Raw genomic sequence first — 24,072 nt, forward strand, 5'->3', positions numbered from 1 at the left:
GGAGGATATTCGATGAGCTTTCTGAAGAAACTGATGGTTACGGCGGCGTTTTCCGCCGCCATGTTCGTGAATGCCGCCTATGCCGAAAACGTCAAGATCGCGCTGGTGGTGAAGTCGCTCGGCAACGGCTTCTTCGACGCCGCCAACAAGGGCGCCGAAGAGGCGGCCAAGGAACTCGGCGACGTCGAGATCATCTACACCGGCCCGACCAAGGCGACCGCCGAAGCGCAGATCGAAGTGGTCAATTCGCTGATCGCCCAGAAGGTCAACGCCATCGCCATTTCGGCCAATGACGCCGACGCGCTGGTTCCGGCGCTGAAGAAGGCGATGGAACGCGGCATCACCGTCATCTCGTGGGATTCAGGCGTCGCGCCGGAAGGCCGCCAGCTTCACCTCAACCCTTCCGACACCAACCTGATCGGCGAGACCATCATCAAGCTTGCCGCCGACTACCTGCCGGAAGGCGGCGATGTCGCCATCCTGTCGGCTTCGTCCACCGCGACCAACCAGAACGCCTGGATCGACGCGGCCAAGAAGGTGCTGCCGGAGAAGTTCCCCAAGATCAAGCTCGTCGCCACCGTCTATGGCGACGACGACTCGGCCAAGAGCACGGACGAGGCCAAGGGCTTGCTGAAGTCCTACCCGAACCTCAAGGCGATCATCGCACCGACCACGGTCGGCGTCGTTGCCGCCGCGCAGGTGGTGACCGATGAAGGCCTGATCGGCAAGGTCAACGTCACCGGCCTGGCGCTGCCGTCGGAGTTCAAGAAGTTCATCGACAACGGCGCCAGCCAAGCGGTTGCGCTGTGGAACCCGATCGACCTCGGCTATTCGGCCGTCTACCTCGCCCACGACCTGGCGGTGAAGAAGGAAGAGGCGAAGCCCGGTGCTACGCTGTCGATCGGCCGCGTCGGCAAGGTCACGCTCGACGACACCAACTCGGCTGCGATGGCTCCGCCCTTCCAGTTCGACAAGTCGAACATCGAAAAGTTCTCCAAGATCTATTGATCCTGGAGCCTTCGAACTGGTGCGGCGGGACCGTGGCCCCGCCGCGGCCTCAACCGGACCTAGTTTCAGGGCTTGATACGATTATGGACACGACAGCCCAACACGAAGTGGCGAAGGAAGCGCCTTTGTCTCCCGGGCCGCGGCTGACGCTGTCCGGCATCTCGAAAAGCTTTCCCGGCGTGCGCGCGCTGCACGATGTCAGCCTGTCGCTCTATCCCGGCCAGGTGACCGCGCTGATCGGCGAGAACGGCGCCGGCAAGTCGACGCTGGTCAAGATCATGACCGGCATCTATCAGCCCGATTCAGGCACAATCAACATCGACGGCCAGCCCGTCGCTTTGCCCAGCGCCCATGCCGCCTTCGGGCATGGCATCACCGCCATCCATCAGGAAACCGTGCTGTTCGACGATCTGACGGTGGCCGAAAACATCTTCCTCGGCCATGCGCCGCGCACCCGCTTCAAGACCATCGACTGGCGCACCATGCGCAAGAATGCCCGCGAGGTGCTGGACACGATGGGCGCCGGCCATATCGACGCCGATGCCAGGCTGAAGGATCTCGGCATCGCCAACAAGCATCTCGTCGCCGTTGCCCGCGCCATGTCGATCGACGCGCGGATCGTCATCATGGACGAGCCGACGGCAGCACTTTCGATGAAGGAGATCGAAGAGCTTTTCCTGCTGATCGAATTCCTCAAGAGCGACGGCAAGGCGATCCTGTTCATCAGCCACAAATTCGATGAGATCTACCGCATCGCCGACCGCTATACCGTGTTCCGTGACGGCGAGATGGTTGGCGAAGGCCTGATCAAGGATGCCGGCCAGAGCCAGATCGTGCGCATGATGGTCGGCCGCGCGGTCGACCATATCTTTCCGCAGCGCAAGGCCGAGATCGGCGCGCCGGTGCTGGCCGTCTCCGGCCTGTCGCATCCGACCGAGTTCGATGATATCGGCTTCGAGCTGCACAGGGGCGAGATCCTCGGCTTCTACGGTCTTGTCGGCGCCGGGCGCAGCGAGGTGATGCAGGCGATATCAGGCATCACCCGCACCAGCGGCGGCACGATCACGCTGGAAGGCAAAGCGATCGCGCCGAAATCGGCGGCGGATTCGATCGATGCCGGCATCGTCTATGTGCCGGAGGAACGCGGCAAGCAAGGCGTGGTGATCGGCCTGCCTATCTTCCAGAATGTCTCGCTGCCTTCGCTCAAGCGAACCTCCAAATCCGGCATATTGCGGGTGGCGGAAGAGTTTGCGCTAGCCCGCTCCTACACAGAGCGGCTCGACCTGCGCNGCAACCAGCAGAAGGTCGTCATCGCCAAATGGCTGGCGACCGCGCCCAAGGTGATCATACTGGACGAGCCGACCAAGGGCATCGACATCGGCTCGAAGGCCGCCGTGCACGGCTTCATGGCCGAGCTCGTCGCGCAAGGCCTGTCGGTTATCATGGTGTCGTCCGAACTGCCGGAAATTCTCGGCATGTCCGACCGTGTCGTCGTTATGCGCGAGGGCCGCATTGCCGCGGTCTACGACAATAAGGGGCTCGACGCCGAAACGCTGGTCAGGACGGCAGCGGGGATCGCGGCATGAAGGCTCTTCTCAAATACCGCGAAGTCTGGCTGCTGGCGGCAATCGCCGTGCTGATCGGGCTGATCTCGATGCGTTTTCCGGGCTTTGCCGCTCCCGGCAATGTGCGCCAGGTGTTCAACGACACGTCGATCCTGATGATCCTGGCGCTCGGCCAGATGGTGGTTATCCTGACCCGCTCGATCGACCTGTCGATGGCAGCCAATCTCTGCTTCACCGGCATGGTGGTGGCGATGCTGAACGCCGCGCATCCGGCAATCCCGATCCCGCTGCTGATCGTCATCGCACTTCTAGTCGGCCTGGTGCTCGGCGCCATCAGTGGCCTGTTGGTGTGGCGGCTGAACATTCCCTCGATCGTGGTAACGCTCGGCACTCTCACCATCTACCGCGGCGCCACCTTCGTTATTTCAGGCGGCGCCTGGGTCAACGCCGACCAGATGAGCCCCGATTTCATCGGCCTGCAGCGCGCGGCGTTCCTCGGCATTCCGGTGCTGTCATGGATTGCCCTGCTGGTCATCGCCTTGTTCTTCCTTGTGATGACGCGCACCGCGCTCGGCCGCTCGATCTACGCCATCGGCGTCAACCCGACGGCATCGGTCTATGCCGGCATCGACGTCGGCCGGACGAAATTCATCGTCTTCTGCATTTCGGGGATGATCGGCGGCCTCTGCGGCTATCTCTGGATTTCGCGCTACGTCATCGCCTCGGTCGAGGTCGCCAATGGCTACGAGCTCAACATCATCGCCGCCTGCGTCATTGGCGGCATCTCGATCGCCGGCGGCATCGGCTCGGTCGGCGGCGCGGTGCTCGGCGCGCTGTTCCTCGGTATCATCTCCAACGCGCTGCCGGTCATCAACATCTCGCCCTTCTGGCAAATGGCGATTTCGGGCAGCGCCATTATCCTGGCCGTGGTGCTCAACGCGCGCGGCGAGCGCCGGCAAGGCCGCATCATCCTCAAGAAAGCGGAAGCGGCATGACCGATACCCCTGCCCCGCGCCATATTCCGAACCGACTCGACAAGCCGTTCACTTCGGCGATCTTCTCCTGGGAGGCGCTGCTGGTCGTCGTGGCGGTCGCTATCTTTGCCATCAACAGTTTTGCCTCGCCCTATTTCCTCGACGCGTGGTCGTTGTCGGACCTGACGTTCAACTTCACGGAAAAGGCGCTGATCGCGCTGGCCATGGCGCTGCTGATCATCTCCGGCGAGATCGACCTGTCGGTCGCGGCGATCATCGCGCTGGCCTCGACGATGATGGGCATGGCGGTGCAGGCTGGCGCCGGGACGCCTGCCCTTGTGGCGATCGGCATCGTCGTCGGGCTCGGCTGCGGCGCCTTCAACGGGCTGCTCGTCACCAGGCTGGGGCTGCCGTCGATCGTCGTCACCATCGGCACGATGAGCCTGTTTCGCGGCGTTGCCTTCATCATCCTCGGCGACCAGGCCTACAAGGGCTATCCCGCGAGCTTCGCCTTCTTCGGCCAAGGTTATGTCTGGTGGGTGGTGTCGTTCGAACTGACGCTCTTCCTCGTCGCGGCCGTCGTCTACTGGTTCCTTCTGCACCGGACGAGCTTCGGCCGCCGGGTCTTTGCCATCGGCAACAACCCGGTTGCGGCGCAGTTTTCCGGCGTGCGTGTCGGCCGTATCAAATTCATCCTGTTTTGCCTGACCGGCCTGATGGCAGGCATCGCCTCGGTGCTGATCACCTCGCGGCTCGGCTCGACCCGGCCGTCGATCGCGCAGGGCTATGAGCTCGAAGTCATCACCATGGTGGTGCTCGGCGGCGTCAGCATTCTCGGCGGCGCCGGCAGCATTCTGGGCGTCGTGCTGGCGGCCTTCATCATGGGGCTGGTAACTTTTGGCCTTGGCCTGCTCAACGTGCCGGGGATCGTCATGTCGATCTTCATCGGCCTGCTGCTGATCATCGTCATCGCACTGCCGATCCTGTGGCGGCGCGTACGGCGGGAGCGCTTTGCCTGATGCCCGAAAAATATGCGTTCAAGATGAAGCTCAATCCCGGCATGAAGGCCGAATACAAGAGGCGCCACGACGACATCTGGCCGTCACTCGTCGCGTTGCTAAAACAGGCTGGTATCTCCGATTACTCGATCCATCTCGACGAGGAGACCAACACCTTGTTCGGCGTGCTGTGGCGCCGTGACGACCATGGCATGGACGAATTGCCTAAGCATCCGGCGATGCAGCGCTGGTGGGCCGAGATGGCAGACATCGTGGAAACCAAGCCGAACAACGAGCCGGTGGCGGTGCCGCTGGAAACAATGTTCCATATGGAATGACCCGCCACGTCGCCGTCATCGATATCGGCAAGACCAACGCCAAGGTGGCGCTGGTCGATCTCGCCGCAGCAAGCGAAGTGGCGCTGCGCAGGATGGTGAACGAGCCGGTTCGGCAACGCCCGTATCCGCATCACGACGTCGAGCGGTTATGGGCGTTCATCCTCGGCAGCCTGGCCGAGATCGATCGCGAGCAGCGCATCGACGCGATATCGATCACCACCCATGGCGCAACGGCGGTGCTGGCCGACGCATCAAGCGAACTGGCGCTGCCGGTGCTCGATTACGAGTTCGACGGTCCGGATGCCTTCGCCAAGGACTACGACGCGATCCGTCCGGCATTCTCCGAGACCGGCTCGCCGCGACTGCCGGCCGGCCTCAATCTCGGCGCGCAGTTGTTCTGGCAGCAGAAGCGCTTTCCAGCGGATTTCGCCAGGGCCGCCGCGATGCTGATGTATCCGCAATACTGGGCCTTGCGCCTGACCGGCGTCGCCGCCAGCGAGGTAACTTCGCTCGGCTGCCACACCGATCTGTGGAACCCGTGGAGAGCCGATTTTTCGTCATTGGTCGACAAAATGGAATGGCGGCGCCTGATGGCGCCCGTGCGGCCGGCGAAGGATTGGCTCGGGCCGATCCTGCCCGCCCTTGCCCAGCAAACCGGGCTCGACCCGCAAACGCCGGTGTTTTGCGGCCTGCACGATTCCAACGCCTCGCTGCTGCCGCATCTCCTGTCCGACAAGCCGCCTTTCTCCGTCGTCTCAACCGGCACCTGGGTGGTGTCGATGGCGGTTGGCGGCAGCAAGGTCACGCTCGATCCGGCCCGCGACACGCTGGTCAATGTCAACGCGCTCGGCGATCCCGTGCCTTCGGCGCGCTTCATGGGCGGCCGCGAGTTCTCCGTGCTGACGGAAGGCCAATCGGAGGATTGGACCGAAGACGATGTCGCCGCGGTGCTGGCGCGCAAGGCATCACTGCTGCCTTCGACCCAACAAGGCTCGGGGCCATTCCCGCATCATACCGCATCATGGCTTAACGCGGACGGCATCAACAATGGCCAGCGCTTTGTCGCCATCTCGTTCTACCTGGCGCTGATGACCGCGACGAGCCTCGATCTGATCGGCGCCGACGGTCCCACCATCGTCGAGGGGCCCTTTGCCCGCAACCGGCTGTTCACCCGCATGCTGGCGGCGGCGACGGCGCGGGCCGTGATTGCCTCCGAGGCCGCAACAGGCACCAGCATCGGCGCCGCCTTGCTGGCGTCGGACCAGGGGACACCGCAAGGCAGAGGCGAAAGGACCGAACCGTCGGCCGATCCACTCTGGACAAGTTACGTGCGCTCCTGGCGTTCGGCAGTCGACGAACGAGCCTAACCGCCGAGCTCATGGCGCCCTGCGGTCAGGCCGTTGCTAGCCCGCGTAGAGCAATCCTTGTGGATCGATCTCCGGCTTGCGGCCGGCGACCACGTCGGCAAGGAATTTTCCCGAACCGCAGGCCATGGTCCAGCCGAGATGGCCGTGGCCGGTATCGAGATATAGATTGTCATACCGCGCCCGGCCGATGACCGGCACGGAGTTCGGCATCATCGGGCGCAAGCCGGCCCAGAGCACGGCCTTGCTCTCGTCGAAGGCGCCGGGAAAAAGCTCTTTGCCGGTTTTGAACATGGCAGCAAAGTCGCTCGGCCGGTGGGTGCGGTCGAAGCCGGTGAATTCGGCGGTGGAAGTGAGCCGCAGCCGGTTGCCGAGCCTGGAATAGGCGATCAGCTGGTCCTCGTCGGCGCCGCCCATGGTCGGCCCCTTGCCCTCATCCTCCAGCGGGATGGTCGCGGTATAGCCCTTCACCGGATAGACCGGCAGGTCGATGCCGTAGCGGCGGCCGAGCAGACCGCTCTCCGGCCCCATCGAGATGACCACCGCATCGCCAGCCACCGGACCGGCCGAGCTCATCACCGCGCGCACCCGGTCGCCGTCGATGTCGAGGCCTTCGACCGTCGTGCCGTAGAGGAATTGGACGCCGAGTTTTTCGGCGGCATAGGCAGCGAGGCGCTGCGTGAATTGACTGGAATCGCCGGTCTGGTCGATCGGCGAATAGACGCCGCCGGCAATCTTGTCCTTGGCGCCGGCGAGGCCTGGCTCGAGCTCGACCAGCCGGTCGCGGCCGACGATCTCGATCGGCAGGCCGTGTTCGCCGAGATAGCGGTAATTGTCGATCCCGGTATCAAAGCTCTGCTGCGAGCGGAAGAAATACAGAATGCCTTTCTTGCGCTCGTCATAGTGGATGCCGGTGTCGGCGGAGATGGCGTTGATGCAGTTGCGCGAATAGAGCGCCAGCCGCAGCTTGATCTCGGTGTTGGCGCGCATGCGCTTGTGCGTGCACTGGCGCAGGAAGCGCAGGCTCCAGGCGACAAAATACGGATCGAAGCGCAGCCGCACCTTGATGCCGAGATCGTGGTTGTAGAGGGCTCGCAGGAACGTTTTAAGCGCGGCGGGCGAAGCCCAGGCGGTGGCATCGCCGGGAGATACCAGGCCGGCATTCGACTGGCTGGTGCCGCGCGCCGCCGCCGGATGGCGCTCGATCACCGTGACTTCATGGCCGTCGCTGGCCAGACAATAGGCCGCCGCCGTGCCAACGACGCCGGCTCCAAGCACCGATATTTTCATGCCGCCCCCAAGTCGAACGCAGCCGAACGCCTGCACGCTCAGCCGTGAGGCCCTTCAATAGCGCCTCTGCCTCCTGCCGACGAGCCCTTGCGGAGAGCCCGCGCTTAGCCCAGAGCCGAATTCTTGCTGGTCAGGATGCGCTCCCAGGCAAGCGCATCGGAGACGATCTGGTCGAGGTTGTCACGCTGCGGGGTCCAGCCGAGTTCGCCGCGGGCCAGCTCCGAATTGGCGACAACCGCGGCGGCGTCACCGGGGCGGCGCTCGCCCATCCGCACCTCGAAATCATGGCCGAAGACGCGGCGTACGCTGTCGATGACCTCGAGCACCGAATAGCCGTGGCTGTAGCCGCAATTGGCGACCAGGCTCGATCCGCCGGCACGCAGCCGCTGCAGGGCCAGCCGATGCGCCGCCGCCAGGTCGCTGACATGGATATAGTCGCGCATGCAGGTGCCGTCCGGCGTCGGATAGTCGGTGCCGAACACCTGCATGAAGGGGCGCTTGCCGAGCGCCGTCTCGCAGGCGACCTTGATCAGATGCGTGGCGCCGGGCGTCGACTGGCCGGTGCGGCCCTTCGGGTCGGCGCCAGCGACGTTGAAATAGCGCAGCGCCGTATAGCGCAGCCCATAGGCAATAGCCGCGTCGCGGAGCATCCATTCGCTCATCAGCTTGGACAGGCCGTAGGGCGATTCCGGCGCAAGCCTGGCGTCCTCGCGCACCGGCTCCAGGCCGGCGCCGCCATAGACGGCGGCGGTCGAGGAAAAGATGAAATTGGGCACGCCTTCGCGCACCGCGGTCTCGATCAGGGTGCGTGTCTTGCAGGTGTTATTCTCGTAATAGGCAAGCGGGTCGGCCACCGATTCGGGCACGACAATCGAGCCGGCGAAATGGATGATCGCGTCGACCTTGTTGTCGCGGATGATCGAGGCGACCAATTCCTTGTCGGCGACATCGCCGACGACGAGCTTTGCTTCCGGAGCCACCGCCCATTCAAAGCCGGTCGAAAGCCGGTCGAGGACGACGACGCTGTCGCCCGTGTCCAGCAACTCCCAGACCATATGGCTGCCGATATAGCCGGCACCGCCTGTCACCAAAACCGTCATCCGCATCCTCGCTATTCATGATTTATCGGAACTGTCTCAATCGTCGCCGTACTGGAAAACCTGCCGCCAGGCCATTACAATCTGCGGTAACCAGTCTCATCGGCGGGTGGCATTGTCCTGAAACAAGATTGATCCACATCAAGGGAATAGGCCACGTTCCGTGGTCGTTAGGAACAGGCCTGGGGCGTGGCATTTTGACCAAAACGGTGCGGTGGACGGCGAATAGGCCAATGACTATGATCCCGCGCAAAATTGGGAAGGCGACATGAATTACCAGCGGTTCTTCGAGGAAGCGATCGACCAGCTCCATGCAGAGCGTCGCTATCGCGTCTTCGCCGACCTTGAGCGTATCGTGGGAAAATTCCCGCGCGCCATCTGGCGTGCCAATGGCCGCGCCGAGGAAATCACCGTCTGGTGCTCCAACGATTATCTCGGCATGGGCCAGCATCCCGACGTCATCGCCGCGTTCCAGAAGGCGGCAGGCAAAATGGGATCGGGGGCCGGCGGCACCCGCAACATTTCGGGCACCAGCAACCCGCTGGTCGAGCTCGAACTGGAGCTTGCCGACCTGCACGACAAGGAAGCGGCACTGGTTTTCACCTCCGGCTTCGTTTCAAACGAAGCGTCGATCTCGACCATTGCAAAGCTGCTTCCCAATTGCCTGATCATCTCGGACGAGCTTAACCACGCTTCGATGATCGAGGGTGTGCGGCGCTCGGGCGCCGAGAAGAAGATCTTCCGCCATAACGACGTCGCGCATCTCGAAAGCCTGCTGCAGGCGGCCGGCCGCGAGCGTGCCAAGCTGATCGTCTTCGAGAGCGTCTATTCGATGGATGGCGACATCGCGCCGATCAAGCAGATCGTCGACCTCGCCGAGCGTTACAATGCGATGACTTATATAGACGAGGTCCATGCCGTCGGCATGTACGGGCCGCGCGGCGGCGGCATCACCGAGCGCGAAGGGCTGGCCGACCGCATCGACATCATCGAGGGCACACTGGCCAAGGCGTTCGGCACGCTTGGCGGCTACATCACCGGTACCAGCGCCGTGATCGACGCCGTGCGCTCCTATGCGCCGGGCTTCATCTTCACCACGGCGCTGCCGCCGGCGATCGCTGCCGCGGCAACCACCTCGATCCGCCATCTCAAGCGCTCGCAGGCCGAGCGCGACGCGCAGCTGCGTCAGGCGACGCGGACCAAGGAAGTGCTTGCCGCGGCCGGCCTGCCGGTAATGGAGTCACCTACCCACATCGTGCCGCTGCTGGTCGGCGATCCCGAGCTCTGCAAGATGGCCAGCGACCGCCTGCTCGGCGTGCACGGCATCTATATCCAGCCGATCAATTACCCGACAGTGCCGCGCGGCACCGAACGGCTGCGCATCACGCCGACACCGTTCCATTCTGACGCGCTGATTGCCTCCTTACAGGACGCGCTAGTCGAGACATGGGATGCGTTGGGGATTCCCTACGGTTCGGCCGGCCGGCCTTCAGTGGCCAAGAGCGACCGCGTCATTCCGTTGCTGGTGCCGAAGTCGGGCGGGTAACCTCCGCCGCTACGGGCACCATTGCGGAAGCCGCCTATCGGTGCCGCCTCATTTTTCAGTGCTGCGATGCCTGGCGCGAAGCTCAACACACCTCACACAGTCTTCATCCATTTCGCCAGCCGGTGCGCGGCTTCTTCGAGCTGGTCGAGGCGGCGGTGGAAGCATAGCCTGAGGAAAGCTTCGCCGCCGGGGCCGAAGGCGGTGCCGGGGGCCAGGCCGACATTGGCGCGGTCGACCATGTCGAAAGCGGCAGCGCGGGAATCGGTGATGCCGTCGACGGCGAAGAACAGATAGAACGCGCCCTGCGGCACGGTGAACCGCGCCCTGCCGGTTTCGGCGAGAATGCCGCAGACGAGGTCGCGCGCCGCCCTCGCCCGCTCCACCTGTTCGACGATGAAGGCATCGCCCTCGTCGAGGGCGACGACGGCGCCGCGCTGCATGAACTGCGCAACGCCGGAAGTCGAATACTGGACCAGGTTCTCGAACACCTGCTGCAAGGCGGGATGGATCTTGATCCAGCCGATGCGCCAGCCGGTCATCGCCCAGTTCTTGGAAAAGGAATTGACGAACAGGATGCGGTCCTCATCGGCCATGATGTCGATGAACGACGCCGCGCGGCCATGGCCGTAGTGGAACAGCGAATAGATCTCGTCGGCAATGATCCACAGGCCCCTTTCGCGGGCGAGATCGAGGATTGCCTGCAGCGTCTCCTTGTCGGCGGTCCAGCCGGTCGGGTTGGACGGCGTGTTGACGAACAGCGCCTTGGTCCGTGGCGTGATCGCCGCTGCGATCTTGTCGATATCGCAGGACCAGCCATTGCCGGACTGATCAAGGGTGACTGCAACCGGAACGGCGCCGGCCACGCCGGCGGCGGCGGCGAAATTCGGCCATGCCGGCGACAGGTAGACAAGTTCGTCGCCCTTGCCGGCCACCGCGTCGATGGCCATCTGGATGGCATGCATGCCGGAGCCGGTGACGATGAATTCTTCGTTGGCGAAAGTCTTGCCGAAATGCCTGGTGTAGTAGCGGGCGAGCGCCTGCCTGAGTTCGGGAATGCCCCGCTGCCAGGTGTAGAAGGTCTCGCCCGCGGCCAGCGCCTTGGCGGCGGCATCGGTGATGAAGGCAGGCGTCGGCAGGTCGCCCTCGCCGGCCCAAAGCGGGATCATACCGTCGCGGCCGCGGCCACGATTCATGACGGCGACAATGCCGCTTTCGGGCGCCGCCCGCGCTTCGGCGCGCAGAGTATCGATCAGGGTCATGGATGGGTCCGTTTTCGTTTGCTCGACTGCTAGCGTGTTTCAGGGCGGACGAAAACAGAAAACCCCGGCCGCAAGCGACCGGGGTTTTGGTCCAGAAAGTTGCCGCAGGCGCTACTTTCTGGCGAGGAGATCGCGAATTTCGGTGAGCAGCGCGACGTCGGCTGGTGGCGGAGCGGCCGGGGTAGCCGGTTTCTCGCGCTCCAGCCGCTGGCGCAGATTGTTCACCGCCTTGACCATCAGGAAGATAATGAAGGCGAGAATAAGGAAGTTCAACGCCACGGTGATGAAGCTGCCATAGGCGAAGACCGCGCCCTGTTTCTTGGCATCCGCCAGCGATGTGGCGTTAACGGCCGAGGACAAGGGCAGAAAGTAGTTGTTGAAGTCTAATCCGCCCAAAATCGCCCCGATGACCGGCATGATGATGTCGTCGACCAGCGAGGTGACGATCTTGCCGAAGGCAGCGCCGATGATGACGGCGACGGCCAGGTCCATCACATTGCCCCTGGAAATGAATTCCTGAAACTCTTTCAGCATTCGACCCTCCTTTTCCTGACCGGCCGTGCTGCCGTCCACGCCCTCGGCATCGACCGGCAGGCAGAATAGCAAAAACCTGCGGTTGCGACAGGAGCAAAGACGTGTTTCCCCGGCCTGGATTGCGCGAAGCCGCGGCCATAATGCGCCGAAAGCCGCGATGGACTCGGTGGCCAAGCTGTGATTGCGTCTGCAAGGCCGGATGAAAAAGCCGGCGCAGGGAGGAAGTTCGAGGCGTGCAGGGCTGGTTCATCGTCATCATCGCGATCGCCTATGTGACGTTGCTGTTTGCTATCGCCAGCCTGGGCGACCGGCGCTCGACTTCATCCGGGCCTGGCCGCGCCCGGCCCTTTATCTATGCGCTCAGCCTCGCCATCTACTGCACCTCCTGGACCTTCTTCGGCTCGGTCGGGCTCTCCTCCGAGCGCGGCCTCGAATTCCTCGGCATCTATATCGGACCGGTTCTGGTGTTCGTGTTCGGCTTTCCGCTGCTGCAGCGCATCGTCAGGCTGGCAAAGACCGAGAAGATCACCTCGATCGCCGACTTTCTCGGCGCCCGCTACGGCAAGAGCTTCGCTGTCGCGGCGATCGCCACGCTGATCGCAACCATAGGCGCGGTGCCTTACATGGCGCTGCAATTGAAGGCGATCTCCGGCTCGGTCAGCCTGATGGTCGAGCACTATACCGGCTCGCCGCCGTCGTTCGATCCGTTCGTCAGCGACATCTCGCTTGTCGTTGCCATGCTGCTGGCGCTGTTTGCCGTGCTGTTCGGCACGCGCCATGCCGACGCCACCGAACACCAGGACGGTCTGGTGCTGGCGGTGGCGGTCGAAACCGTGGTCAAACTCGCCGCCTTCCTGGCGATAGGCCTGATGGTCACGTTTCTGATCTTCGGCGGGCCAGGCGATATGTTCGACCGGCTCGCCGAAAACACGCAGGTGCGCCAGGCGATGGGCTACAACACCTCGCTCGCGACCTGGCTGGTACTGACATGCCTGAGCGGCTTTGCCATCCTCATGCTGCCGCGCCAGTTCTACGTGACCATCGTCGAGAACCGCAGCGAGGCCGAGCTGCGCACCGCGACATGGGTGTTTCCGCTCTATCTCGTGGCAATCAACCTGTTCGTGCTGCCGATCGCGCTGGCCGGCCTGGAACTGGTCGGCCCCAGGACCAGCAGCGACCTCTATGTGCTGTCACTGCCGCTGTTCAGCGGCCACGACGTTCTGGCCATGGCCGCCTTTATCGGCGGCCTGTCGGCGGCGACGGCAATGGTGATCGTCGAAAGCGTCGCGCTGTCGATCATGATCTCCAACGACCTGATCATTCCGCTGTTCGTGCGCCGGCTGCTGCGGACCACGACCTCAGAGAGCGAGGACTGGTCGACGCTCATCCTCAATGTGCGGCGGGCGGCGATCTTCATCATGCTGTTCATCGCCTTCCTCTATTATCGCGAGAGCACCAACAGCGCGCGGCTATCCTCGATCGGCCTGATGTCGTTCGCCGCGATCGCGCAGTTCGCGCCGGCAATGATCGGCGGCCTGGTCTGGCGCGGCGCCAACGGAAGGGGTGCGGCACTCGGCATGGTGGCCGGCATCGTCGTCTGGAGCTACACGCTGCTGCTTCCCTCGCTCGCCGCGCCCGACACCGGCATCCTCGTCCACGGCCTGTTCGGCTTCGATGCATTGCGGCCGCAGGCTCTGTTCGGCACCGTCGCCGAGCCGCTGAACCATGGCGTGCTGTGGAGCCTGTCGATCAACACGCTGTTTTTTGTGTTCGGCTCACTGTCACGCGCGTCGGTGCCGCTGGAACGCATCCAGGCGTCGATCTTCGTGCCGCGCGAGGCGGGGCCGCTGCCGAGCCTGCGCCGCTTCCGCACCACGATCACCGTCAACGACCTCAAGGACACGATCGCGCGCTATCTCGGTGTCGAACGCACCGAGCGCTCCTTCCAGTCATTCGAGAAGAGCAGCGGCACTTCACTGCACGGCAACGAACAGGCCAGCATGGATGTCATCCGCTTCTCCGAGCAGCTTCTGGCCAGTGCCGTCGGCTCCTCCTCGGCGCGGCTGATCCTGTCGCTGCTGCTGCGCCGCAACGACCGCGAATCCAAGGACGCCTTCCGCCTGCTCGACGACGCCACCGAGGCGCTACAGCACAATCGCGACCTGTTGCAGATCGCACTCGACCAGATGGAACAAGGCATCACCGTCTTCGACCGCGATTTGCGGTTGATCTGCTGGAACCGCCAGTACCGGGCGCTGTTCGACCTGCCAGACGAGATGGGCCAGGTCGGCGTTTCGCTCGATCATATCCTGCGCCACCTTGCCGAGCGCGGCGATATACCGGCAGACCAGCGTGTCACCATGCTAAACCGCCTGACCAGGTTCGTCAGCCCATGGCAGATGGAGCTGAAGACCAGCGGGCGCATCCTGGAATTGCGCTCCAATCCGATGCCGGACGGCGGCATCGTCGCCACCTATGCCGACATCTCAGGGCGCGTCGAGCAGGATCTGGCGCTGAAGCGCGCCAATGAATCGCTGGAACAGCGCGTGAAGAGCCGCACCGCCGAGCTCACCCGCGTCAACGAGGAGCTGGCGCAGGCGCAGATGCTGGCCGAGGAGGCCAATCTCGGCAAGACGCGCTTCCTCGCTGCCGCCGGCCACGACATCCTGCAGCCGCTGAACGCCGCCCGCCTCTATTGCTCGTCGCTGATCGAGAAGACCGGCAAGGGGCCTGCCGGTAAGGCGGCGATGAATATCGAATCGTCGCTGGAATCGGTCGAGACCATCCTCGGCGCGGTGCTCGACATTTCGCGCCTCGATGCCGGCGCGATGAAGCCGGACGATACGAGCTTCGGCCTCGACGGGCTGCTGCGCCAGATCGGCAACGACTTCCGGCCGCTTGCCGCCGAAAAGAAGCTCGAACTCTCGATCATGCCGTCGTCGCTCAGCGTCATGACGGATCGAAATCTGCTGCGCCGGCTGATCCAGAACCTGGTCTCCAACGCCATCAAATATACGCGCCATGGCCGCATCCTGGTCGGCGTGCGGCGGCGCGGCGAACTGGCCGAGATCCAGGTTATCGACACCGGCATCGGCATTGCCGGCGACAAGCTCAACACCGTGTTCCGCGAATTCACCCGGCTCGACGAGGGCATGCGCGAGGCGGAAGGCCTCGGCCTGGGGCTCTCCATCGTCGACCGCATCGCCCGCGTCCTGCGCCTTGAAATCCGGATCTTCTCCAATCCCGGCAAGGGCACGCGCTTTTCCGTGCTGCTGCCGGTGGCGGCCGTGCAGGCACCGCGGCGCGAGGCCGAGGCGAAGCCGCCTGCCCGCGCTACGACCTCGCTTGCCGGGCTGCATGTGCTCTGCATCGACAATGACGGCCGCATCCTCGACGGCATGCGGCTGCTGCTCGAGGGCTGGGGCTGCAGCGTCGACACGCTTTCCGGCGCGGAGGATCTCGACAGGTCCGCCATGCATCGGCCGGACATTGTGCTTGCCGACTATCATCTCGACGACAAGACCGGCCTCGAACTGATCGCCCAGTTGCGTGCGATCCATGGCGAGGACCTGCCGGCCGTGCTGGTCACCGCCGACCGCTCCAGCGAGGTTCGCGCCGCTGCTGGCAGGCTCGACGTGCCGGTGATCAGCAAACCGCTGAAACCGGCGATGCTGCGCTCGATGATGGCCAGGGTCAGGCCGCTGGCGCCGGCGGCCGAATGAGAATCAGCCAGCCGCCTGAACCGGGTCGCTGCCGATCTTGGACAAAAGGATGACCGCCTGGGTGCGGCTGTCGACGCCGAGCTTCTGCAGGATGGCCGAGACATGCGCCTTGATCGTCGCTTCGGAGACGCCGAGCTCATAGGCTATCTGCTTGTTGAGCAGTCCCTCCGCCAGCATGCCGAGCACGCGCGTCTGCTGTGGCGTCAGCGCCTGCAGCCGCTTGATCAGGTCGGAAATCTCGGGATCGCGCTCGACGCCGAGATCGACCCCGGCGGGTGCCGCGATGTCGCCTGCGAGCACCGACTGCACCGCATTGCGGATCTCTTCCATGCTGGCCGATTTGGAGATGAACCCCGAGGCGCCCAGGTCGAGCGCGCGCCGGATCGTCACCGGATCGTCATGCGCCGAGACCACCATCATCGGCACCGCCGGATGGATGCCGCGCAACGAGATCAGGCCGGAAAGGCCGCTTGCGCCCGGCATCGAGAGGTCGAGCAGGACCAGATCGACATCCTCATTGGCCAGGACCAGCGCCTTGGCGCTTTCGAAATCGCCGGCCTCGTGAATGGCGGCAACATCTCCGATGCCGGCGAGTGCCTCCCTCAATGCACCGCGAAAAAGCGGATGATCGTCGGCAATGACGAATGTGTAGCCCAACGGTTATATCCCTCCCCGAATCCCGTTGGCGATTTTCCGCCTTGCAGGATCTGAACGATCATAACGCTACGCCTGCTGTTCGGCGTGGCCGGCTTGCTATTCCCGCCCTAGGTCTTTTTGCGAATTGCCTAGGTCTTTTGCGAATTGGGCTTGGCGCCGTCTTCGTCCTTGTCCATGTCCTTGACGATATCCATGAAGCTGCGCAGGAAGCGCTCCATGTAGCCCATCGTCTTGTTGAAATCCTCCTCGCTGGGCAAAGTCGATTCGAAACGGGCGGCTAGCGAATTTTCGAGCTTGGCGACGCGTTCGTCGAGCGCCTTCACCGAATTTTGCAGCCGGTCGACCTGATCCTGGAAGGCGGCACGTTCGTCGGCCGCTGTCTTGCAGAAGAGCTGACCGGAACGCTCCACGCAGAGCGACATGGCGCCGGTCTGCGTATCCATGCGCACATAGCCATTGGCCGATTTTTCCAGCCGGTAGCGATCGGCTTCCTCGGAAAAGGCCGAAGCTGCGACAAGCGAGACCAGTGCTGCGGGGATCAAGACGTGTTTCAGACGCATGTTTTCCTCCATGAGCCAGTCGGCGCAATCTATCACAGTTTGCGCCGGAATTGGGGAAGAACCTGAAATGGGGAAGAACGCGGGCCTGCCCTTCCCCGCATGATCTGTTCGGACTATAGCGCAATGATGTCCGAGATCATCTACAAGATAGTTCCCGAGGCGCTGTGGCGCGAGGCTGAAAGAGAAGGCCGCTTCACCGGCGCGCCGATCGACGTCGCCGACGGCTTCATCCATTTTTCCACCGCCGGGCAGGTTCGGGAAACGGCGGCCAGACATTTCACCGGCCAAAGCGGGTTGCTGCTGGTCGCCGTCGACAGCGCGCGCCTCGGCGACGCGCTGAAATATGAGGTCTCGCGCGGCGGCGCCTTGTTCCCTCATCTCTACGGCGGGCTCGGCCTCAATGCGGTCGTTTCTGTGCAGGCATTGCCGCTCGGCGCCCACGGCCGGCATGAATTCCCGGCGCTGGAGGCCGAATGAGCGCGTTCGACCGGATCGGCCAAAAACTGCTGTTCACGCTCGATCCGGAAACCGCGCATGGGCTGTCGATTGCCGCGCTGAGATGCGGCCTGCCGGTCGCCGGGCGCCCTTTGCGAGACGACAGGTTGAAGACACGCATCTGCGGGCTCGATTTTCCGAACCCGCTCGGCATGGCCGCGGGTTACGACAAGAATGCCGAAGTGCCGGACGCGCTGCTCGGCCTCGGCTTCGGCTTCGCCGAGGTCGGCACGATCACGCCGCTGCCGCAGACGGGCAATCCGAAGCCGCGCATCTTCCGGCTGCCTTCGGACGGGGCAGTGATCAACCGGCTGGGCTTCAACAATGAAGGCCACGCCGCCGCGGAAAAGCGTCTTGCTGCCCGCAAGGGCCGCGCCGGCGTCGTCGGCGTCAACATCGGCGCCAACAAGGACAGCGCCGACCGCATCGGCGACTATGAGCGCGGCGTGATCAGGTTTGCGCGATACGCCGGCTATCTGACGATCAACATCTCCTCGCCAAACACGCCGGGCCTGCGCAACATGCAGGCGCGCGAACAGCTTGGTGAACTCCTGTCGCGGGTCATGGCCGCGCGTGCGGCGGCACCGGCAAAGCCGCCCGTCTTTCTCAAGATCGCGCCGGACCTGGTCGAGGCCGAACTGGAGGACATCGCCGCCGAGATCACCGACAAGCAAATAGACGGCGTCATCATCTCCAACACCACGATCGCGCGACCCGGCCTGCGCAACGCCGGCATTGCCGGCGAGACCGGCGGGCTTTCGGGAAAACCCTTGTTCGAGCGCTCGACCATCGTGCTGGCAAGGATGCGAAAACTGCTTGGCCCGGATTCCGCCATCATCGGCGTCGGTGGCGTCGATTCCGCCGAGACGGCGCTGGAAAAGATCCGTGCCGGCGCCGATCTCGTCCAGCTCTATACCGGCATGATCTATGCCGGGCCGGCGCTGCCGGGGCGCATTCTTTCCGGCATGGTCCGTTTCATGGACAGTCAAGGGCTGAAATCGCTGCGCGAGCTTCGCGACAGCCGCCTCGATCACTGGGCGACGAAACCGCTTTAGCGATCAGTTAAAGGCCGTGCGCACCCGCAGCCGCAATATAGCGAGCAGGCTAAAGCCGCGCACCAGCAGGAACACGTGCAGCGCGGCCCACAGGCCGTGATTGCCGAACGCCGGTGCCAGGATCACCAACGCGGCGCTGAACGCCAGGAACGACAACAGCATCATGTTGCGCATGTCGCGCGACCATGTCGCGCCGATGAACACCCCGTCCATCTCGAAGGCCAGCGCGCCGCTGAGCGCAGCGAACGCCGCCCACGGCAGGTAGATGTCGGCAATGGCGCGGACGTCTGTCGAGGTCGTGATCAGGGCGATCAGATCCGTGCCCTCCAGCAACAAGAAGAGCGTCGCAGCGCCGGCCAGACCGAGCCCCCAGAACAGCGTCAGCCGCACCGCCTGGTCAAACGCCGTGGCGGCACGGGCGCCGATGGCGCGCCCGGCGAGCTGTTCGGCGGCGGTGGCGAATCCATCGAGGAAATAGCCGGCAACCAGGAAGAGGTTCATCAGCACGGCATTGGCGGCCAGCGTCAGAGTGCCGAACTGCGCGCCCTGGCGGGTGAACAGCGCGAAGGCGGCGAGCAGTGAGAAGGAGCGGATCATGATATCGCGATTGAGCGACATCATGCGCAGGAATGCCGCCAGATCGAGCACGCGATGGCGTGGCAGCCTGGGTGCGGCCCAGAAGCGCCGGCCGACGATGGCGAGACCAAGCAGCATGGCGACGAATTCGCCGGTGAGCGTCGCCCAGGCGACGCCGGCAACACCCCAGCCAAGCTCCAGGCCAAGCAGGAAGCAGAGGGCGATGTTAATGCCGTTCAGTATCAATTGCAGCATCAGCCCTAGCCCGCCCTCGCCGCGCCCCAGCACATAACCAAGGATGGCGTAATTGATAAGCGAGAACGGTGCTGCGAGCATCCTGATGCGGATATAGACGTCCATCGCCGCGCCGACGCGCGGCTCGGCGCCGATGAACCATTGCCCGGCAGCCGAAACCAGGGGCGCAAGTGCGGCAAACACGATGCCGGCGACGACCGCGATCAGCACGGCGCGCCAGAACACCGCCTGCTCCTCCAGCGCATCGCCGCGCCCGAAGGCCTGGGCGACGAGGCCGGTGGTGCCGGAGCGCAGGAAGTTGAAGGTGGTGAAGACGACGTCGAAGATCAGGGCGCCGGCCGCCAGGCCGCCGAGAAGGGCGGCGTCGCCGAACTGTCCGACCACCGCCGTGTCGACAATTCCGAGCAACGGCGTCGTCAGATAGGCAAGCGTCATCGGCACGGCGATGGCGAGCACCGAACGGTTGGTGACCACGAAAGCCCTGGCTTCGGTGACGTGGGCTTCGGTGGGTAAAGCCTGCTCCAAACGCGTGTCGCTTCCTGTTGCGGCTTGATCGGCTAGCCGATGTGCCCCAATTTGCGGACCTCGCGCAACCATCCATCCCGGTATGGTCAACCGAAACCCGCCTCTGGCGCACCGGCCGTCCCACGCCCTTGCAGATCGTTCATCATCCCGACTACGACGCCGGCTTCGCCGTCAACCATCGCTTCCCGATGAGCAAATATCCGCTGCTAATGGAAGCCTTGCGGACACGCGGCCTGGCGCGGCCCGAAGCGCTCAACATGCCAGCGGCGGCGCGGCCATCATGGCTGAAGCTTGCCCACGCTGCAGACTATGTCGACCAGGTGCTTGCCTGCGACGTGCCGGTGAGGATCGAGCGCGAGATCGGCTTTCCCGTGGGACCGCGGGTTTCGCTGAGGGCGCAGCTCGCCACGGCCGGCACGGTGCTGGCGGCGCGGCTGGCTTTGCTGAACGGAATCGCTTGCAACACGGCCGGCGGCAGTCATCACGCGCGGCGCGCGCAAGGCGCCGGCTTCTGCACCTTCAACGACGTGGCCGTTGCCGCGCTGGTGCTGCTCGCCGAAGGTGCCGCCCAAAACATCCTGGTCGTCGACCTCGACGTGCATCAGGGCGACGGCACGGCGGATATCCTGAACGACGAGCCGCGCGTGTTCACCTTCTCCATGCATGGCGACCGCAACTACCCCGCGCGCAAGATCGCCTCCAACCTCGACGTCGCCCTGCCCGACGGCACCGGCGATGCAGCCTATCTGGAGCGGCTGGGCGCCATCCTGCCGGAGCTGTCGGCGCGAGCGCGCTGGAATCTCGTCTTCTACAATGCCGGCGTCGACGTCCATGCCGAGGACCGGCTCGGCAGACTGTCGCTCACGGATGACGGGCTGCGCGCCCGCGACGATATGGTGATCCGCCATTTCCGCACGCTAGGCGTCCCGGTGTGCGGGGTTATCGGCGGCGGCTATTCAACGGATGTCGCAGCACTTGCCGCACGCCACGCCATCCTGTTCGAGGTGGCTGCTGCCTACGCCTGAAAAGTCACTTCCGGTAGTTGGCAATCCTGAGCAGGATGAAGGCCGGCACGACGATCGCGGCGCCGAGCAGGATGTAGCCGAGGAAGCGGTCGATGGCGTGGAAGCCCAAATTCCACAGGTCGATGAAGAATTTGCGGATGCCGTAGAGCACGTCCATCGGCGACCAGCCGAAGGCATTCATGACCAGGCCGACGAGGAACGACACCACAAGCAGCTTCAAGATCACCCGGAGCGGCGTATCGCCGAGAAAGCGGTTCAGTGCGGACAAGGCCTGTCTCCACAGTCGGGTGCCGCGATTCGGGCACATGCCCAGAAATACGCAGTTGACCGCCCGGCATCAAGCCGAGCCCTCAAACCGGATTGCGCATCGGCGCCGGGCCATGATATCGGAGGAACCAGCGCGGGTATGATGTAATGGTAGCTTGTCAGCTTCCCAAGCTGAACGCGCGGGTTCGATTCCCGCTACCCGCTCCAGCTTTTGCCACACGGGTTGCGCCTGAGTTGGCGATGTTGAAAACTTGCGGCTTTACAGGCAGTTTTACAGCTGCTGGCCGTCCTTCATCTGTTTGGCCGATGTGCCAGTTCGTCGAATATCTCACATTGAGGGTCGGCGGGGCCTCGAATGACCCCAACCGGAATGTCTACCCTTGGCCCGCTGGCTTCTGCTGGCGGGCTTTTTTTGAGCATCACGCAGCAGTTGTGGCCGACGTGCATCGGCGCCGCTGCTGGTGGGCCTGTCTGGTCGTCTGGCCGGCCACGGGATGCGCCCCGCTACCCGCTCCAATCCTCAGCCCACCTCCCGCAAAATAAAATCGTGCAGCATCTTGGCCGCCGGCGACAGCGCGCGGTTCTTTACCGTGATCAGGCTGTAGGGCCTGACCTCGATGTCGAACTCGGTCTGGACGACGTCGATGGCGCCGTCGAGCCCTTCGGGGTTCTGAATGAACTTCGCGACCTGGATCGACACCGGCGCGATCGCGTCGGATTGCGCGACCATGACCAGAGTCAGTAACAGCGAGCTGGTGTTGAGGATGCGATCCGGCAGCGCGATGTTGCGGTTCAAAAAGTTGCTTTCCATGGCTTGGCGCAGCGGCGAGCCGCCCGACTGGAAAACCCAGTCATAGGCGGCGGTGTCTTCCAACCGCACTGCCTTGCCCTTGGTCAGCAGGTGGCCGCGGCGCACGATCAGGCAGGCCTTCTCGACGCCGATGACGCGGGCCTCGAACAGCCGCGGATTGAGGTCGTCGGGGATGCGGGCGATGATGAAATCGTGCCGAGAGGCGATCAGCTCGCGCGCCAGCACGTTCGAGGTCTCGACCTGCATGGTGATCTCGATGCGCGGATAGAGGCGCCGGATCTCGCGGATCGCCGGCACCGCCAGCTCGATCGCCGGTGCCGTGACCGCGCCCAGGAACACCGAGCCGCCCTTGCCCGCCTTGAGCTCGAAGATCTCGCGGTCGACCTCGCGCATCTCGAGCAGGATCGACCGCGCGCGCCGTGCCAACGCCTTGCCATAGGGCGTCAGCGTGATGCCACGCGGCAGCCTTTCGCAGAGCTTGACGTCGAGCACCGCCTCCATCTCGGCGATCATGCGCGAAGCCGCCGGCTGCGAGATGTTCATGACCTGGGCCGCGGCACTCACCCGGCCGTGCTCGTCGAGGGCTGCGATCATACGCATGTGACGCAGGCTCAAGCCGCTGCGCAGCAGGGTTCCGCCATCGCGCGGAATCTCATCGTAACCGGCTGATATTCCACCAGGATTTCGCAGCGCCGCCATGATTTTTCCCTACTCCTACGCCCGGCGCGCCAGCTGGATCCGGCAGCGTCGTCACTAGCCTAAGCCATATCAGTCTCGATATAGCAACCATCAAAGATCGCATTTGACAGTTATGGCAAAGCGACACACCCTTCGCGCGTCCTGAGACTTGACGGTCGGTGACGAGGGAAAACTCGTATCGATTGAACCAGAGTTTCGGGGCCGATTGGGAGGATACCGGAGATCGATTGACGGCAGCGGCGCGTTTGGCGCTCCTGCACGATTGCGCGGCCCACGAAACCCAAGGGTACGCGTCCATCAACCAGGGAGAGTTAATGTGAAGATTATCAAGACACTGGCCGCCGTCGCGGCCCTAGGCATCGCGGCTATGACGCTGCCGGCGCAAGCGGGCGAAGGCCTGGTCGGCGTGCTGATGCCCACCAAGACCTCGCAGCGCTGGATCAACGACGGCGACGCCGTCAAGTCCCAGCTCGAGGCTCTGGGCTACACTGTCGACCTGCAATACGCGCAGGACGACATTCCGAACCAGCTCAGCCAGCTGGAAAACGAAATCACCAAAGGCCCGAAGGCGCTGATCATCGCTTCGATCGACGGCACCACGATGGGGGATGCGCTGCAGAAGGCGAATGACGCCGGCGTCGTCGTCGTCGCTTACGACCGCCTGATCAAGAAGACGCCAAATGTCGACTACTACACCACCTTCGACAATTTCGGCGTCGGCGTCATCCAGGCCAAATCGCTGCTCAAGGGCCTCGGCTATCCCGAGAAGAAAGGCCCGTTCAACATCGAGCTGTTCGGCGGTTCGCCGGACGACAACAATGCGTTCTTCTTCTATAACGGCGCCATGTCGGTTCTTCAGCCGCTGATCGACGACAAGACCCTCGTCGTGAAGTCCGGCCAGATGGGCATGGACAAGGTCGGCACGCTGCGCTGGCTGGCGGCAACCGCCCAGGCCCGCATGGACAATCTGCTCTCCGCCAACTACTCGGACGGCAGCCGCGTCGATGGCGTGCTCTCGCCCTATGACGGCCTGTCGCGCGGCATCATCGCTTCGCTGCGCGCCGTAGGCTACGGCACTGCCGATCAGCCATGGCCGATCGTCACCGGACAGGACGCCGAGACCGCTTCGGTCAAGGCGATCATCGCCGGCGAGCAGTATTCGACCGTGTTCAAGGACACCCGCGAACTCGCCAAGGCGACGGTCGAACTCGTCGACAAGGTGCTCTCGGGCGGCAAGCCGGAAGGCCTCGACACCACGACCTACAACAACGACGTCAAGGTCGTTCCCTCGATCCTGTTGACGCCGCATGACGTCGACAAGTCGAACTACCAGGCGCTGGTGGTCGACTCCGGCTACATCAAGGCCGAAGAACTGAAGTAATCGCGGTTACAAAGCCTGGGGTCCTGCGCAGGCAGGGCCCCTTTTCGTTGGCGAGCCAGCCCGGTATTGTT

21 protein-coding genes and 1 tRNA gene are annotated in these 24,072 nt (G+C 63.8%); 13 read left to right on the top strand and 9 right to left on the bottom strand.

Annotated features, from left to right (window positions below):
• Window positions 1-12 precede the first annotated feature (12 nt).
• The 6 genes from rhaS to X760_RS55940 all read left to right on the top strand — a co-directional run bounded on the left by rhaS (window position 13) and on the right by X760_RS55940 (window position 6,250).
• The gene (rhaS, locus tag X760_RS55915) at window positions 13-1,008 is read left to right on the top strand and encodes a rhamnose ABC transporter substrate-binding protein (RefSeq protein WP_023719466.1); all 996 of its coding nucleotides are present in this window, start codon (window positions 13-15) and stop codon (window positions 1,006-1,008) included.
• Between the two features lie 83 nt (window positions 1,009-1,091).
• A complete protein-coding gene (locus X760_RS55920; protein ID WP_023719467.1) occupies window positions 1,092-2,594 on the top strand; it encodes a sugar ABC transporter ATP-binding protein in 1,503 nt (500 codons plus the stop codon).
• Window positions 2,591-3,568, top strand: a complete 978-nt coding sequence (locus X760_RS55925; protein WP_023719468.1) for an ABC transporter permease — start codon at window positions 2,591-2,593, stop codon at window positions 3,566-3,568. The genes X760_RS55920 and X760_RS55925 overlap by 4 nt, the downstream gene beginning before the upstream one ends.
• On the top strand, window positions 3,565-4,566 hold the full coding sequence (locus X760_RS55930; protein ID WP_023719469.1) for an ABC transporter permease: 1,002 nt from the start codon (window positions 3,565-3,567) through the stop codon (window positions 4,564-4,566). The genes X760_RS55925 and X760_RS55930 overlap by 4 nt, the downstream gene beginning before the upstream one ends.
• Window positions 4,566-4,883 (top strand): L-rhamnose mutarotase, encoded by a 318-nt coding sequence (gene rhaM / locus X760_RS55935; protein WP_023719470.1) that lies wholly within the window; start codon window positions 4,566-4,568, stop codon window positions 4,881-4,883. The genes X760_RS55930 and rhaM overlap by 1 nt, the downstream gene beginning before the upstream one ends.
• A complete protein-coding gene (locus X760_RS55940; RefSeq protein WP_023719471.1) occupies window positions 4,880-6,250 on the top strand; it encodes an FGGY-family carbohydrate kinase in 1,371 nt (456 codons plus the stop codon). Before rhaM ends, X760_RS55940 begins: the two co-directional genes overlap by 4 nt.
• Before the next feature lie 36 nt (window positions 6,251-6,286).
• On the opposite strand, the gene X760_RS55945 is transcribed toward X760_RS55940, so the two are convergent.
• On the bottom strand, window positions 6,287-7,537 hold the full coding sequence (locus X760_RS55945; RefSeq protein ID WP_023719472.1) for a D-amino acid dehydrogenase: 1,251 nt from the start codon (window positions 7,535-7,537) through the stop codon (window positions 6,287-6,289).
• Window positions 7,538-7,641: 104 nt separating this feature from the next.
• Window positions 7,642-8,637: a UDP-glucose 4-epimerase GalE gene (gene galE / locus X760_RS55950; RefSeq protein WP_023719473.1), complete on the bottom strand. Its 996-nt coding sequence runs from the start codon at window positions 8,635-8,637 to the stop codon at window positions 7,642-7,644.
• Between the two features lie 265 nt (window positions 8,638-8,902).
• Between galE and hemA the strand changes: the two genes are divergently transcribed.
• Window positions 8,903-10,180, top strand: a complete 1,278-nt coding sequence (gene hemA / locus X760_RS55955) for a 5-aminolevulinate synthase (RefSeq protein WP_023719474.1) — start codon at window positions 8,903-8,905, stop codon at window positions 10,178-10,180.
• A gap of 92 nt (window positions 10,181-10,272) precedes the next feature.
• Here the strand turns inward: hemA and X760_RS55960 are convergent, their stop codons facing one another.
• Window positions 10,273-11,439: a pyridoxal phosphate-dependent aminotransferase gene (locus X760_RS55960; protein ID WP_023719475.1), complete on the bottom strand. Its 1,167-nt coding sequence runs from the start codon at window positions 11,437-11,439 to the stop codon at window positions 10,273-10,275.
• Window positions 11,440-11,550: 111 nt separating this feature from the next.
• Window positions 11,551-11,973, bottom strand: coding sequence for a large conductance mechanosensitive channel protein MscL (gene mscL / locus X760_RS55965; protein WP_023719476.1), 423 nt, complete (start codon window positions 11,971-11,973; stop codon window positions 11,551-11,553).
• A gap of 233 nt (window positions 11,974-12,206) precedes the next feature.
• Here mscL and X760_RS55970 point away from each other — a divergent pair, with 233 nt between their 5' ends.
• Window positions 12,207-15,695, top strand: a complete 3,489-nt coding sequence (locus X760_RS55970; protein WP_023719477.1) for a PAS domain-containing hybrid sensor histidine kinase/response regulator — start codon at window positions 12,207-12,209, stop codon at window positions 15,693-15,695.
• Between the two features lie 3 nt (window positions 15,696-15,698).
• Here X760_RS55970 and X760_RS55975 read toward each other — a convergent pair whose 3' ends face one another.
• Complete coding sequence (locus X760_RS55975; RefSeq protein ID WP_023719478.1) at window positions 15,699-16,352, bottom strand: response regulator transcription factor; 654 nt, start codon at window positions 16,350-16,352, stop codon at window positions 15,699-15,701.
• A 128-nt stretch (window positions 16,353-16,480) separates the two neighbouring features.
• Window positions 16,481-16,912 carry a hypothetical protein gene (locus X760_RS55980; RefSeq protein ID WP_023719479.1) on the bottom strand — a complete coding sequence of 144 codons (432 nt, stop codon included), beginning with the start codon at window positions 16,910-16,912 and terminating at the stop codon, window positions 16,481-16,483.
• A gap of 126 nt (window positions 16,913-17,038) precedes the next feature.
• Here X760_RS55980 and X760_RS55985 point away from each other — a divergent pair, with 126 nt between their 5' ends.
• Window positions 17,039-17,389 carry a DUF952 domain-containing protein gene (locus X760_RS55985; protein ID WP_023719480.1) on the top strand — a complete coding sequence of 117 codons (351 nt, stop codon included), beginning with the start codon at window positions 17,039-17,041 and terminating at the stop codon, window positions 17,387-17,389.
• Window positions 17,386-18,462, top strand: a complete 1,077-nt coding sequence (locus X760_RS55990; RefSeq protein ID WP_023719481.1) for a quinone-dependent dihydroorotate dehydrogenase — start codon at window positions 17,386-17,388, stop codon at window positions 18,460-18,462. The genes X760_RS55985 and X760_RS55990 overlap by 4 nt, the downstream gene beginning before the upstream one ends.
• 3 nt (window positions 18,463-18,465) lie before the next feature.
• Here X760_RS55990 and X760_RS55995 read toward each other — a convergent pair whose 3' ends face one another.
• Window positions 18,466-19,890, bottom strand: coding sequence for an MATE family efflux transporter (locus X760_RS55995; RefSeq protein WP_031194167.1), 1,425 nt, complete (start codon window positions 19,888-19,890; stop codon window positions 18,466-18,468).
• Between the two features lie 116 nt (window positions 19,891-20,006).
• On the opposite strand from X760_RS55995, the gene X760_RS56000 reads away from it, so the two are divergent.
• A complete protein-coding gene (locus X760_RS56000) occupies window positions 20,007-20,843 on the top strand; it encodes a histone deacetylase (protein ID WP_245278609.1) in 837 nt (278 codons plus the stop codon).
• Between the two features lie 4 nt (window positions 20,844-20,847).
• Here the strand turns inward: X760_RS56000 and X760_RS56005 are convergent, their stop codons facing one another.
• The gene (locus X760_RS56005) at window positions 20,848-21,111 is read right to left on the bottom strand and encodes a DUF6460 domain-containing protein (protein ID WP_023677362.1); all 264 of its coding nucleotides are present in this window, start codon (window positions 21,109-21,111) and stop codon (window positions 20,848-20,850) included.
• A 132-nt stretch (window positions 21,112-21,243) separates the two neighbouring features.
• Between X760_RS56005 and X760_RS56010 the strand changes: the two genes are divergently transcribed.
• Window positions 21,244-21,317 (top strand) — tRNA-Gly (locus X760_RS56010).
• A 313-nt stretch (window positions 21,318-21,630) separates the two neighbouring features.
• Here X760_RS56010 and X760_RS56015 read toward each other — a convergent pair.
• Window positions 21,631-22,620: a LysR family transcriptional regulator gene (locus tag X760_RS56015; protein WP_023719484.1), complete on the bottom strand. Its 990-nt coding sequence runs from the start codon at window positions 22,618-22,620 to the stop codon at window positions 21,631-21,633.
• A 316-nt stretch (window positions 22,621-22,936) separates the two neighbouring features.
• Here X760_RS56015 and chvE point away from each other — a divergent pair, with 316 nt between their 5' ends.
• Window positions 22,937-24,001 (top strand): multiple monosaccharide ABC transporter substrate-binding protein, encoded by a 1,065-nt coding sequence (chvE, locus tag X760_RS56020; protein ID WP_023719486.1) that lies wholly within the window; start codon window positions 22,937-22,939, stop codon window positions 23,999-24,001.
• Window positions 24,002-24,072: the final 71 nt, after the last annotated feature.

This window comes from Mesorhizobium sp. LSHC420B00, from assembly GCF_000503055.1.
Lineage (GTDB): Bacteria > Pseudomonadota > Alphaproteobacteria > Rhizobiales > Rhizobiaceae > Mesorhizobium.